The sequence below is a fragment of the Enterovirga aerilata genome (assembly GCF_013044135.1).
In the GTDB taxonomy this organism is placed as follows: Bacteria; Pseudomonadota; Alphaproteobacteria; order Rhizobiales; family Beijerinckiaceae; genus Enterovirga; species Enterovirga aerilata.
The window spans coordinates 525,223-538,130 of sequence record NZ_JABEPP010000004.1; the positions used below are offsets into that span (position 1 = coordinate 525,223).

Below are 12,908 nucleotides of genomic sequence, written 5' to 3' on the forward strand. Positions count from 1 at the left end.
AGCGGCGCAGACCGCGCGTCACGAGCCGAACCTCAATGCCGCTTCTCTTCCGCCGGGCAGCGCCTCCGCCGGAGCCCTCCACCATCGAGGTCCGGCATGCCGGGGCGTCCTTCGAGGTGGCGCTGCGACGCCGGCCCGGCGTCCGGCGACTGACCCTGCGCGTCTCGAATGCAACGGGCCAGGCGGTGCTGACGATCCCCGAACACGCGACCCTGGCCTCCGCCCGCAGCTTCGCCGAGGCGCATGGCGGCTGGATCGCGGCCCGCATCGCCCGGGTACCCCCGCGGGTCGGCTTCGTACCCGGGTCCGAGGTCCCGATCCGCGGCATCCCACACCGGATCGCGCATCGACCGGGCCTGCGCGCGGTCGCGCGGACCGAGCGGGACGGGGCGGAGGGCGCGCTCCTCCTCGTCTCCGGCCTCGAGGAGGCGGTGCCGGGTCGCGTGCGCCGCTACCTGACGAGTGAGGCCGGGAAGGACCTGCGGGCGGCGGTGGCCAGGCACACGCAGGCTCTCGGCATCCCGGCCCGCCGCATTGCTATCCGGGACACGAGGAGCCGCTGGGGCTCCTGTTCCTCCAGCGGGACGCTCAGCTTCTCCTGGCGGCTGATCATGGCGCCGCCCTTCGTGCTCGACTACCTGGCCGCGCACGAGGTCGCGCATCTGAAGGAGCTGAACCACTCCAACCGCTTCTGGCGTCTGCTCCGGGAACTCTGCCCCGCCACCGAGGAGGCCGAAAGCTGGCTCAGGCGCCACGGCGCCGGGCTGCACCGCTACGGGTAGCTACTCCGCGGCCACTCGCGACCGCGCCGCCCGACCCATGTCGCGGATGCGGCGCATGTCGTCCACGAAGGCCGTATAGGCCGTCCGCTTCGCATCCTCGTCCGGCAGGCGCAGCAGATAGGACGGGTGCACGGTGATGTAGCCCGGAAAATCCTCCAGCAGCTTCGCCGGACCGCGGGCACGGGTGATCGGCACCTGCTTGCCCGTGAGCGCGAGCACCGCCGTGCCCCCGAGCGCGACCACGAGCTTCGGCTCGATCAGCTCCAGCTCGCGCATCAGCCACCAGCGATAGTGGCTGACCTCGCCGGCGGTCGGCTTCGCATGGATGCGGCGCTTGCCGCGCTGCTCGAACTTGAAGTGCTTTACCGCATTCGTGAGGTACACGTCCTTGCGGTCGATGCCTGCCTCGGCCATCGCCCGGTCGAGCAGGCGGCCGGCCGGACCGACGAAAGGCCGGCCCTGGATGTCCTCCTCGTCGCCCGGCTGCTCGCCGACGAAGATGATGTCTGCGTGTTCCGGGCCTTCGCCGACCACCGCCTGCGTCGCGCCCGGCACGAGCGGGCCGGAAGACCTGATGATGGCATTGAGCTCGGCGAGGCTCGCGGGCGCCTGCTCCAGCATGGCGGCGAGCGCGCCCTCGGGCATGCGTTTCGTCGGCACCGTCGGCCCCTCCTCCAGCATGCGCTCAACGCGCGAGGAGGCGGAACGGACGAGGTTCGAGATCGTGGCGGCTTCCGGCATGTTGCGCCAGTACTTCTTGGCCATGTGCTGCTGCATCAGCTTCGGGTTCGCGCGGGCCGGGTTGAAGGTGCTCTCGTAGTACCCCGTCCAGCCGGCCTCGAACGCGTCGCCCGACGGAACGTCGGCTCGGCTTCCGGACGGGCCGAAGCGAAGCGTTACGCCGTCCCACTCGGCCGTGCCGATCGGCGTGACGATGCGCCAGCGCATCGCCCGGAACCGTTCGACGAAGAACGGCGTCGCGGCCTGGAGGATGAAATAGTCGGGCTCGAACCAGGCGGCGTAGCGCTCGGGCTCGCCGGGCGCTGTCTCGATCTGCCGGAAACGGACATAGGCGTGCATCTTGTGGATGTCGCGCCGGACCGATTTCCGCATCAGCTCCAGCCGATGCACGACGGGGTCGCTCGCGATCTCCAGCAGCCCGCGCCGGCCGTGAGTGACGCGCCAGATCACGTCGTAGAGCAGCGCGTAGCGTTCCGGATCGCGGTGGGGAACGACCTCCTCGACCAGTTCCGCGACGGGGCGCGGCAGGCGCAGGGGAGGGGCGTCGGACCGGGCATCTCCCGCCGGCTCCGCCCCGAAGAGGCTTGGCTCGGCCACGGTCCATTCGATCTGCTCCGGCGGTATGCCGTCCGCGACCAGCCCGCGCACGGCCTGACGAAAGCCGGCGAGATCGGCGCCGGGCTGGAGAGCGATCTCGCGCATCAGGTCGTCCGCGCGAGCGGCGTCCGGAGGTAGAGCTCGCGCAGCTGGCACACGAGGCCGAGAACCGGGATCGAGAGCTCCGCATCCGGACCCTCGATCCGCTCCGCCCTCCAACCGTCTTCCGCCCGCAGATGCAGGACCGCCTCCATCCGGTCCTGCTCCACGACCAGCACGGCCTCGCAGCCCGGGAGCGCTCGATACCGCTCGGTCTTCACCTCGATCTTGCGCCCGAGACCGCGGCCGATACGCCTCCGGTCGCTCGGGGAGACGACCTCCGCCGCCACGATGCACTTCGCCGTGTAGCTGGAGGTGAGATCGACCCCATGGCTGTCCAGCACCATGACATCCGGGATGTACATGTTGCCCGGGAAGACGCCGGTCAGGTCGACCATACCTTGCGGGACCGCGGCCCAGGACGGGTCCGTTTCGGCCGTCGCAGCATCGATCAGCTTCGCCAGGTTGAAGGCGATGATCTGATGATCGAGCCGGGGGCTGGCCTGCATCAGCGGCACACCATCGAACAGCTCCCAGCGCTCTTCGTCGGGCCGATCCTCGAGAAAGGCCAGAAAGCCCTCCCGGCTCAGCCCATCGGCTTCGCTCAGCCGTGCGCTCATGGCGCCCTCCATCGGACGAGGACGGCAAGGAATGTCGATGCCCTCGCCAGTGCCGTCAACGCTTCTCCGTGTACCATGTACATCGTCAGAACAGCGCTAATTGCTTGGCCGCCGGCTGCACGAGCCGCGCCCGCAGGTCGGCGCGGTCCGTCGAGCCGCCCGGATGGTGGTCGGCCGCGATCAGAAAGGGCAGGCTGCGCTTCAGCGCACCGGACAGGCGCTTCAGGTCGTCGAGCCGCAAGGTCGTGTGCCGGCGCGCCCTGACGATCTTGTCCACGGCCCGGGCGCCGAGGCCCGGCACGCGCAGCAGCATCTCGCGGTCCGCCTTGTTCACGTCGACCGGGAAGCGCGCGCGGTTCTTCAGCGCCCAGGCGAGTTTCGGGTCGACCTCCAGGTCGAGCATGCCACCCTCGGTGGCGGAGGCGATCTCCTCGACCCCGAACTCGTAGTGCCGCAGCAGCCAATCGGCCTGGTAGAGGCGGTTCTCGCGCTGCAGCGGCGGGGCCTTGGCCGGGAGCCTGGACGTGCTGTCCGGGATCGGGCTGAAGGCGGAGAAATAGACGCGGCGCAGCGCATAGCGATCGTACAGGTTCGCGGTGGTGCGCAGCATATCGGCATCGCTCGCGCCATCCGCGCCCACGATGAGCTGCGTGGACTGGCCGGCCGGGGAGAAGGAGCGCCTCTCCGCCTCCGCCTCCTCGATGCGCTCGCGCATCTGGCCCATGGCCGCCTTGATGGTGCCGGCCTGCTTTTCGGGCGCGAAGCTCTTCAGCCCCTCATCGGTGGGAAGCTCGAGGTTGACCGAAAGCCGATCGGCCCAGAGCCCCGCCTGCTCCACCAGCCAGGGGCTCGCTTCGGGAATGGTCTTCAGGTGGATGTAGCCACGGTAACCGTGCTGCTGGCGCAGCGACTTGGCGACCAGGACCAGCTGCTCCATCGTATAGTCCGGCGAGCGGATGATGCCGGAGGAGAGGAACAGCCCCTCGATGTAGTTCCGCTTGTAGAAGGCGATGGTGATGTCCACGACCTCCTGCACCGAGAAGCGCGCCCGCTCGACGTTCGAGGAGCGGCGGTTGATGCAATAGGCGCAATCGAACAGGCAGTAATTGGTCAGCAGGATCTTGAGCAGGGAGACGCAGCGCCCGTCGGGCGTGTAGGAATGGCAGATACCGATCCTGTTCGTGGACCCGATGCCGCCGCGTCCCGCTGAGCGCTTCGGCGCGCCCGAGGAGGCGCAGGAGGCATCGTATTTCGCCGCGTCCGCCAGGATGCGGAGCTTTCGCGTAAGCCGCTCGTCCATCGAATGTTCGCCGAATGTTCCCGTATGTAGGCGGGGTGTTCGGCGGGAGCAAGCGTGGCAGGAGGGGAGTTCAAGCGCTCGTGAACGGGCGCGACGCGCCCCCCTCTCCCCGGCGGGGAGAGGGTTGGGGTGAGGGGGACCAATGCTGTCCGAAGAGGGTGCAGCCCCCTCACCCGCCACCCGGCTTCGTCCGGTGGCGACCTCTCCCCGGCGGGGAGAGGTGAAGGTCAGCCCGTCGAGAGCGGCTTCAGCCCGCGTTCGATCTCCGCCCGGCGCCCTTCGAGGAAGGGCGGCAGCGCGAGCTTCTCGCCCAGGCTCTCCATCGGCTCGTCGGCTGCGAAGCCCGGCCCGTCCGTCGCGATCTCGAACAGGATTCCGTTCGGCTCGCGGAAATAGAGCGAGCGGAAGTAGAAGCGGTCCACCGGACCGCTCGACGGCACGCGCGTCTGCTGCAGCCGGTCCGCCCAGGCCTCGTAATCGGCGTCCGGGATGCGGAAGGCGACGTGATGCACGCCGCCCGCGCCCTGGCTTGCCGGCGGGGCGTCGGGTTCGATGACGACATGAAGCTCCGCGGCCGGCCCGCCCTCGCCCATCTCGTAGACGATCGCGGTCCGGTCGCCGATGCGGTATTCGCGGACCGGCCGCATCCCCATGAGCCGCTGCAGCACGATGTCCGTCCGGTTGGCTTCCGGTACGCTGATGGTGATCGGGCCGAGGCCGCGCAGCTGGTCCTCGGCTGGCACCGGGCTCTTCGCCCAGGGGTTGCCCTCGCCGCGGCCGCCGTCGTCGATCAGGCTGAGGCGCTGGCCTTCCGGGTCCTCGAAATCGAGGACGAGCCGGCCGTCGCGCTCCTGCACGCCGCCATGCGCGACGCCGGCCTTCGTCAGTCTCTCCGCCCAGCGCCGCAGGATGGCCTCGCCCGTCACCCGCAGGGCGGTCCGCACGATGCTGCGCGTGCCCCGCCGCTCGCGCGGGGCCGGCCAGTCGAAGAAGGTGAGGTCGGAGCCAGGCGTCGCCAGGCCGTCGGCATAGAAGAGGTGATAGGCCGACACGTCGTCCTGGTTCACGGTCTTCTTCACGAGCCGCATGCCGAGCGTGCGCGTGTAGAAGGCGTGATTGCCGGGCGCATCCGCCGTGATGGCGGTGAGGTGGTGGATGCCGGTGAGCTGCATGGCCGCATGTCCCTGGTGAGCCGCATCCGGAAACGGGCTCGCTGGCAGGGACATGGCCCTCGGGCGCCCGCTGCCGCAAGGCGAGCCCTGCAAGCGGCGGCGTGCGCGCCTGCAAGCGCCTCAGCAGCCGGTGAGCTGCGGGGTCCGCTCGACCTCGAGCCCGAAGAGCGGCCGAAGGCGCGTCCCGATCACGTTGCCCGCGAAAGCCGCGACGAGCCACAGCCAGCCATGCAGGCTGCCGGAGGCGATGCCGGAGAAATACGCCCCGATGTTGCAGCCATAAGCGAGGCGTGCGCCGTAGCCGAGGAGCAGCCCGCCGACGATCGCGGCGAGCACCGAGCGCGGCGGCACGCGCCAGACCGGGGCGAAGCGGCCGGCGAGCGAGGCCGCGAGCAGCGCCCCCACGATGATGCCGAAATCCATCACGGAGGTGACGTCGACGAGCGCGCTGCTGCTCAGCGCCTTGGCATTGGCCGGGTTCTGCCAATAGGGCCAGCTCGCGACGTCCGCGATCCCGGTGGCCGCCGCGATCTTCGAGCCCCAGAGCGCGAAGGCGGCCGTGATGCCCCATGGTCGGCCGGACAAGGCCAGCGTGACGAAGTTCAGGAGCGCGAGCGCGACGGCGCCCGCCACGATCGGCCAGGGCCCGCGCAGGAATCGCGCGAGGCCCTGCCGCGGCGCCGGGCCGGCGGCGGCGAGGCGGCCGTGCCGGCGCTTCTCGAGCACCACGGTCAGGGCGGCGATCGCCGCAAACACCGCGAGATGCGCAGCGAGCGCGGTCCAGGGTCCCCACAGCGTCACGAGCGAGACCGGGCCGATATTCGGCAGCGCCGCCCACCAGTGGAAATGCGCCGCCCCGACCGTCGATCCGACGATGAAGAAGGCGAGCGTCAGCAGCATGCGGGTCGAGCCGCCGCCGACCGTGTAGAGCGTGCCCGACGCGCACCCGCCGCCGAGCTGCATCCCGATCCCGAAAATGAAGGCGCCGACGAGGACGGAGGTGCCGACGGGCGATACGAGGCCGGTCACCGGCTGGCCGAAGAGGCTGCCCGAGGCGAGCACGGGAAAGAAGAGAGCGGTCGCGATCGCCAGCATCACCATCTGGGCGCGCAAACCCTCGCCGCGCCGGTCGGCGATGAAGACGCGCCAGGCGGACGTGAAGCCGAAGGCCGCATGGTAGAGTACGAGCCCGAGCGCGGCGCCGAGCAGGTAGAGCACGGCCTGCTTCGGGTTGACGATCGAGCCGATCGTCGCCGCTCCTGCGAGGAGCGCGAAGGCGGCGCCGGCCGCCGCGCCGGGATTGATGCCGGCGAGGGACGCCCGCAGCGTCGGGTGTCCGGCTGCGCCGAGAGAGGAGACTGCCATGGTCAGACGATCCGATGCGGGCCGCACATGATGATGGCGCCGTCCGCGCCGCTCCTCGGCCCTCTGTCGGAGAGATATTATCCGGAATTCAGACGTCAATCGTAAGATTGATACATGCTCGATCCGGAAAATATCGACAAGCCGCCGCGAGGCTGGCTGAGACCGGACCTGAACAGAAGCTATTTTCCGTTGGGCGGGTCCTGAGGCCGGCGCGGGTCATTCCCGGCTTCGCACGAGCAGACACAGGAGCGTGAACATCACCTGGGCGGCGACATGGGCGGTGTTCGTTGTGGCGTCGTATTGCGGCGCGACCTCGACCACGTCGGCGCCGACCAGGTTGAGGCCGACGAGGCCGCGCAGGATCTGCAGAACCTCGCGCGGCTGAAGCCCGCCGACCTCCGGCGTGCCGGTACCTGGCGCGAAGCCCGGATCGACGCTGTCGATGTCGAAGGTGACGTAGGTCGGCCCGTCGCCGACGACCTCCCTGGCCTTCGCGGCGACGGCCGTAAAACCCATCGCGACCGCCTCCTCGGCGTGGATCACGGTCATGCCGGACGCGTAGGAGAACTCCCACAGGTACTCGGCGCCGCCCCGGATGCCGATCTGGACCGTGCGCTCAGGATCCAGCACGCCGTCCAGCACCGCCTGCCGGAACGGTCCGCCATGGTGGAATTTCGACCCCTCGTATTCGCCCGAGGTGTCGCAATGGGCATCGATATGGATCATGCCGACCGGCCGGTCCCGCCCGACCGCGCGCAGGATGGGCAGTCCGATCGAGTGGTCGCCGCCCACCGAGAGCGGCTTCACGCCCGCCTCGACGATGCGCCGGACGAATGCCTCGATGTCGGCGTGGCAGCGCTCGAGCGAGAAGCGGCTCGCCATCGCGAGGTCGCCGATATCGGCGACGCGCGCCTCGCCGAACGGCGCCACCTGGAGCACGTGCTCGTAGGGCCCGATCCGCTCCACATTGCGGACCGCGCGGGGCCCGAGGCGCGCCCCGGCCCGGTTGGTCACGCCGAGATCCATCGGGATGCCGAGGATCGCGACGTCGAGTCCGGCGAAGTTCGTCTCGGCCGCGTCTGGCCGGTAGGATGCGCCCGCGAAGGTCGCGACATCGGCGAAAGGCCAGGGCCGCTTGTCCGATCCGGCGAAGACGAGATCGGCGACGCGCCGGAAATCCGGATCGAACACGTCGCGGCCATGGGCGGATGCGAACCGCGTCCGCAGGGCTTCGAGCTTCTTCGGGTCCATCCAGCGCCTCTCGCGCCCCCATCAGGAGCGGGAGGCGGGGCAAGATCAAGGCCGATAGCGATCAGAACTCCTCCCAGCCCTCCTCCTGCTGGGGCGACTGGACCGGAAGCGCCTTGCGGGCCGCGCCGCTTCGGGCCGGGACGGGACGGAGCGGGGTCACGGTCGCGCCCTGGACGGGACGGGCCCGGGCGGGCTGAGGATGAAGCTGCGTCACGGTTGCCTCGCCGAGCCGGAATCGGCCGACGAGGCCGGCCAGCTCCTCGGCCTCGCTGGAGAGAGCGTGGCTCGCCGCCGTCGACTGCTCGACCATGGCGGCGTTCTGCTGGGTCATCTGGTCCATCTGGTTGACGGCCGTGTTCACTTCCGCGAGCCCGATCGCCTGCTCCTTCGCCGAGCCGGCGATCTCGGCCACGATGCCGTTGATCTCGGCAACCCGCGCAGCGATGCGGTTCAGCGCCTCGCCCGTCTCGCCGACGAGTCCGACGCCAGAGGCGACCTGCGCGGCCGAGGCCGTGATGAGGGTCTTGATCTCCTTGGCCGCCCCCGCCGAGCGCTGGGCGAGGGCCCGCACCTCGGACGCGACCACCGCGAAGCCCTTGCCGGCCTCGCCAGCGCGGGCGGCCTCGACGCCCGCATTCAGGGCGAGCAGGTTGGTCTGGAAGGCGATCTCGTCGATCACCCCGATGATGCTGGAGATCTGGCCGGCCGAGCGCTCGATCTCGGTCATGGCCGAGACGGCGCGCGCGACCACGTCGCCCGAGCGGTCGGCATCCGTCTTGGCCGTGGAAACGACCTCGCGCGCGTGGTTCGCCCCTTCGGCGGTCTTGCGCACGGTCGCGGTGATCTCGTCCAGCGCGGCCGCGGTCTCCTCCAGGGCGGCAGCCTGCTGCTCGGTCCGCTTGGCGAGCTCGCTCGCGGCCTCGCCGATCTCGCGCGTGCCGGCATGGATGCCGTGGGTGCGGCCGACGATCGTGCGCATCGTATCCTGCAGCTTCTCGACCGCGCGGTTGAAGTCGTCGCCGAGCTTCCGGTACTCGCCCGGGAAGACCTCGGTCAGCCGGTAGGCGAGATCGCCCTCGGCCAGGTGGACGAGGCCCGTCCCGATCGCGGCGACGACCGCCCGCTGCTCGCGGGAGGCCGCCTCCCGCGCCGCCTCGTGCCGGGCGCGCTCCTCCTCCGTCATGCTGCGCTGCTCGGCCGCCTCGCGCTCCCGCCGGCGGAGGGCCAGTCCGTTGGCCTTGAACACCTCGACCGCGCGCGCCATCCGGCCGATCTCGTCTCGGCGGGCCGTGTGGCCGATCTGGGCGTCAAGATCGCCCTCGGCGAGCCGCTCCATGGCGCCCGCGATCTCGCCGACGGGCCGGAAGAGCCGGCGCGTGTAGAGGAAGCAGGCCGCCCCGATGAGGAGCGTCAGCCCGGCGCAGACGATCAGCATGCGCCGGTCCATCTCCTCCACGGGGCCGAAGAACTCGGCCTTCGGGATGCCGACATAGAGCACGCCGACGATCCTGCCGCTCGCGTCCTTGATCGGGTCGTAGGCGGTGAAGAAGGGAGTCCCGAGGATGTCCGCCTGGCCGTAGAAGGCCTCGCCCCGCTTCAGCACGGCATCATAGACCGGGCCGGGCGCGAGCCTGGTCCCAACCGCGCGGCCGCCGTCCGGCTTCCGGACGTTGGTCGTGACGCGCTCGTCGCCCATGAAGACCGTCGCGGTGCCGCCCACGAGCTCCTTCACGCGGTCGACCGGCTCGAAGAAGCCGTTCAGGACCCGGTCGCCGGCGAGGAGCTTGCCGTCCGCGAGCCGGAACTCGCCGCCATAGCTCCGCAGCACGTCCCAGGCGACGCGCATATTCGCGTGCTGGCGCTCGACGGCCTGTCGCTCGGCGCTCTCGATGCTGATGGAGCGGATCGTCAGATACGTACCGGCCCCGAGCACGACGAGGCTCAGGACGACAGCCGCGAGGACGCGCGTCGCGACCGTCAGCGATTTCAGGCGATGCAGCATGGCCGGGCTCCGGTACAACCTGGAGCCGAGCCTTTGCGAGGTTTCGCCAAGATCGGGTTACGGGCCAGAGGCCGGGCGTTTCTTGTACGAAATCGTACCAAAATGCCGCGCCCACCGGATGGACGCGGCGCTCCTGCCCCGGACCGGGGCGCCGCCCCGGTCCGATCGCTATTGTAACGGCACGCCGGCCGGGCGCTTCTCCTGACCGACCGTGACGTCGCCGATCATCAGCCCGCCCGGCCCGAGCCGGATCGGCAGGGTCTGTCCGTCCTGGACCTCGCCGGCCAGGATCATCTCGGCGAGCGGATCCTGCACATGCTTCTGGATCACGCGCTTCAACGGGCGCGCGCCATAGGCCGGGTCGTAGCCCTTCTCGGCGAGCCAGCCGCGGGCCGTCGGGTCGAGCTGGATCGTGATCTTCCGCTCGTCGAGCAGCTTCTGCAGGCGCCGCATCTGGATGTCGACGATCGCACCCATCTCCGACCGCTGCAGGCGGTGGAAGAGGATGATCTCGTCGACCCGGTTGAGGAATTCAGGCCGGAAGTGGCTGCGCACGACGTTCATCACCTGGTCCCGGACCGCGTCCGTATCCTGGCCCTCCGGCTGGTTGACCAGGTATTCGGAGCCGAGATTGGAGGTCATGACGATCAGCACGTTGCGGAAGTCAACCGTGCGGCCCTGGCCGTCGGTGAGCCGCCCGTCGTCGAGGACCTGCAAGAGGATGTTGAACACATCCGGATGCGCCTTCTCGATCTCGTCGAACAGCACGACCTGGTAGGGCCGGCGGCGCACGGCCTCCGTCAGCGCCCCGCCCTCCTCGTAGCCGACATAGCCGGGCGGCGCGCCGATGAGGCGGGCGACCGAGTGCTTCTCCATGTATTCGGACATGTCGAGGCGGACCATCGCGGTCTCGTCGTCGAACAGGAAGGCGGCGAGCGCCTTCGTCAGCTCCGTCTTGCCGACGCCGGTCGGGCCCAGGAACATGAACGAGCCGATCGGCCGGTTCGGGTCCTGTAGCCCGGCACGGGCGCGGCGGACGGCGGTCGAGACGGCCTCGACGGCCTCCTTCTGCCCGACGACGCGCTTGGCGAGCTCCTCCTCCATGTGGAGCAGCTTCTCGCGCTCACCCTCGAGCATCTTGTCGACCGGGACGCCCGTCCAGCGCGACACGACCCCGGCGACGTGGTTCGGCGTCACCGCCTCCTCCATCATGCCCGAGCCGTTGCCGCGGGTGCCGTCCTCGCCGCGCGCCTCGAGCTCGCCGAGCTGCTTCTCCAGGCCCGGGATGATTCCGTAGGAGAGCTCGCCCGCCTTTGCCCAGTTGCCCTCGCGCTGCGCTCTCGCAAGCTCGTTGCGGGCCTCGTCGAGCTTCTTCTTGAGCTCGGCGGCGGCGCCGAGCTTGTCCTTCTCGGCGCGCCAGCGCGCCGTGATGGCGGCGGACTGCTCCTCGAGATCGGCGAGCTCCTTCTCCAGCTTCTGCAGCCGGTCCTTGGAGGCCGCGTCCGTCTCCTTCTTGAGCGCCTCGGCCTCGATCTTCAGCCGCACGATCTCGCGGTCGATGTTGTCGAGCTCCTCGGGCTTGGAATCGACCTGCATGCGCAGGCGCGAGGCCGCCTCGTCGACGAGGTCGATCGCCTTGTCGGGCAGGAACCGGTCCGTGATGTAGCGGTTCGACAGGGTCGCGGCCGCGACCAGGGCCGAATCCTGGATGCGGACGCCGTGGTGCTGCTCGTACTTCTCCTTGATGCCGCGCAGGATCGAGACCGTGTCCTCGACCGTCGGCTCGGACACGAAGACGGGCTGGAAGCGCCGCGCCAGGGCCGCGTCCTTCTCGACATGCTTTCTGTACTCGTCGAGCGTGGTCGCGCCGACGCAGTGCAGCTCGCCGCGGGCGAGAGCGGGCTTGAGCAGGTTCGAGGCGTCCATCGCGCCGTCGGCCTTCCCGGCGCCGACCAGCGTGTGCATCTCGTCGATGAACAGGATGATGCCGCCCGCGGCCGACGTGACCTCGGAGAGGACGGCCTTAAGCCGCTCCTCGAACTCGCCGCGATACTTCGCGCCCGCGATGAGGGCGCCCATGTCGAGGGCAAGGAGCTGCTTGTCCTTCAGGCTCTCGGGTACGTCGCCGTTGACGATCCGCAGCGCCAGCCCTTCGACGATCGCCGTCTTGCCGACGCCGGGCTCGCCGATCAGCACCGGGTTGTTCTTCGTGCGCCGCGACAGGACCTGGATCGTGCGCCGGATCTCCTCGTCACGGCCGATCACCGGGTCGAGCTTGCCCTGGCGCGCCGCCTCGGTCAGGTCGCGGGCGTATTTCTTCAGCGCGTCATAGGCGTTCTCGGCCGAAGCGTTGTCGGCCGTGCGGCCCTTGCGCAAAGCCTCGATCGCCGCATTCAGGTTCTGGGCGGTGACGCCCGCCTGCTGGAGGATGCGGCCGGCCTCCGAATCCTTCTCGATGGCGAGCGCGAGCAGCAGGCGCTCCACCGTGACGTAGGAATCGCCGGCCTTCTGCGCCGCCTGCTCGGCCGTGTCGAACAGCTTCACCAGGTCGCGCGTGGCGGAGGGCTGCGAGGCCGCGCCCGATACCTTCGGCTGCTTGGCCAGCCACGTCTCGACGCCCTGGCGCACGTCGCGCGAGCGTCCGCCCGCACGGTCGATGAGCCCGGAGCAGAGCCCCTCCGGGTCGTCGAGCAGAACCTTCAGGAGATGGCCGGGCGCGAGCTGCGGGTGGCCCTCGCGCATCGCCAGCATCTGGGCCGACTGGATGAAGCCGCGCGCCCGGTCGGTATACTTCTCAAGATCCATCTTATCACCCCTCGCCCGGCGGTCCGCCCCACAAGGCACGGATCGCCGAAGAAGATGTCCGGCCGGCTTCCCCAAGAGGCCGCCGGACGCCGGCGCTCATCGAGCCGCCGGCTCCCGCAATGTGGTGTGGCTTTCCGGTTACACAAGGCCCGACGAGCCCCGATCCCGCTCTGG

General features: G+C 69.9%; 9 protein-coding genes. 1 reads left to right on the plus strand and 8 read right to left on the minus strand.

The features are described from left to right. Positions 1-35: 35 nt before the first annotated feature. The gene (locus tag HJG44_RS16555; protein WP_171219433.1) at positions 36-782 is read left to right on the plus strand and encodes a M48 family metallopeptidase; all 747 of its coding nucleotides are present in this window, start codon (positions 36-38) and stop codon (positions 780-782) included. Here HJG44_RS16555 and HJG44_RS16560 read toward each other — a convergent pair whose 3' ends face one another. The 8 genes from HJG44_RS16560 to clpB all read right to left on the minus strand — a co-directional run bounded on the left by HJG44_RS16560 (position 783) and on the right by clpB (position 12,734). After that, positions 783-2,225, minus strand: coding sequence for a UdgX family uracil-DNA binding protein (locus HJG44_RS16560; RefSeq protein WP_171219434.1), 1,443 nt, complete (start codon positions 2,223-2,225; stop codon positions 783-785). Beyond that, positions 2,225-2,839 carry a Uma2 family endonuclease gene (locus tag HJG44_RS16565; protein ID WP_171219435.1) on the minus strand — a complete coding sequence of 205 codons (615 nt, stop codon included), beginning with the start codon at positions 2,837-2,839 and terminating at the stop codon, positions 2,225-2,227. Before HJG44_RS16565 ends, HJG44_RS16560 begins: the two co-directional genes overlap by 1 nt. 85 nt (positions 2,840-2,924) lie before the next feature. Further along, positions 2,925-4,139: a putative DNA modification/repair radical SAM protein gene (locus HJG44_RS16570; protein WP_171219436.1), complete on the minus strand. Its 1,215-nt coding sequence runs from the start codon at positions 4,137-4,139 to the stop codon at positions 2,925-2,927. A gap of 227 nt (positions 4,140-4,366) precedes the next feature. Beyond that, positions 4,367-5,311, minus strand: coding sequence for a ring-cleaving dioxygenase (locus HJG44_RS16575; RefSeq protein WP_171219573.1), 945 nt, complete (start codon positions 5,309-5,311; stop codon positions 4,367-4,369). Between the two features lie 120 nt (positions 5,312-5,431). Continuing rightward, positions 5,432-6,676: a YeeE/YedE family protein gene (locus HJG44_RS16580; protein WP_171219437.1), complete on the minus strand. Its 1,245-nt coding sequence runs from the start codon at positions 6,674-6,676 to the stop codon at positions 5,432-5,434. Between the two features lie 216 nt (positions 6,677-6,892). Beyond that, positions 6,893-7,927, minus strand: coding sequence for an agmatinase (speB, locus tag HJG44_RS16585; protein ID WP_171219438.1), 1,035 nt, complete (start codon positions 7,925-7,927; stop codon positions 6,893-6,895). Between the two features lie 61 nt (positions 7,928-7,988). Next, positions 7,989-9,929: a methyl-accepting chemotaxis protein gene (locus HJG44_RS16590; RefSeq protein WP_171219439.1), complete on the minus strand. Its 1,941-nt coding sequence runs from the start codon at positions 9,927-9,929 to the stop codon at positions 7,989-7,991. A gap of 168 nt (positions 9,930-10,097) precedes the next feature. Then, on the minus strand, positions 10,098-12,734 hold the full coding sequence (clpB, locus tag HJG44_RS16595) for an ATP-dependent chaperone ClpB (protein WP_171219440.1): 2,637 nt from the start codon (positions 12,732-12,734) through the stop codon (positions 10,098-10,100). Between the last annotated feature and the right edge of the window lie 174 nt (positions 12,735-12,908).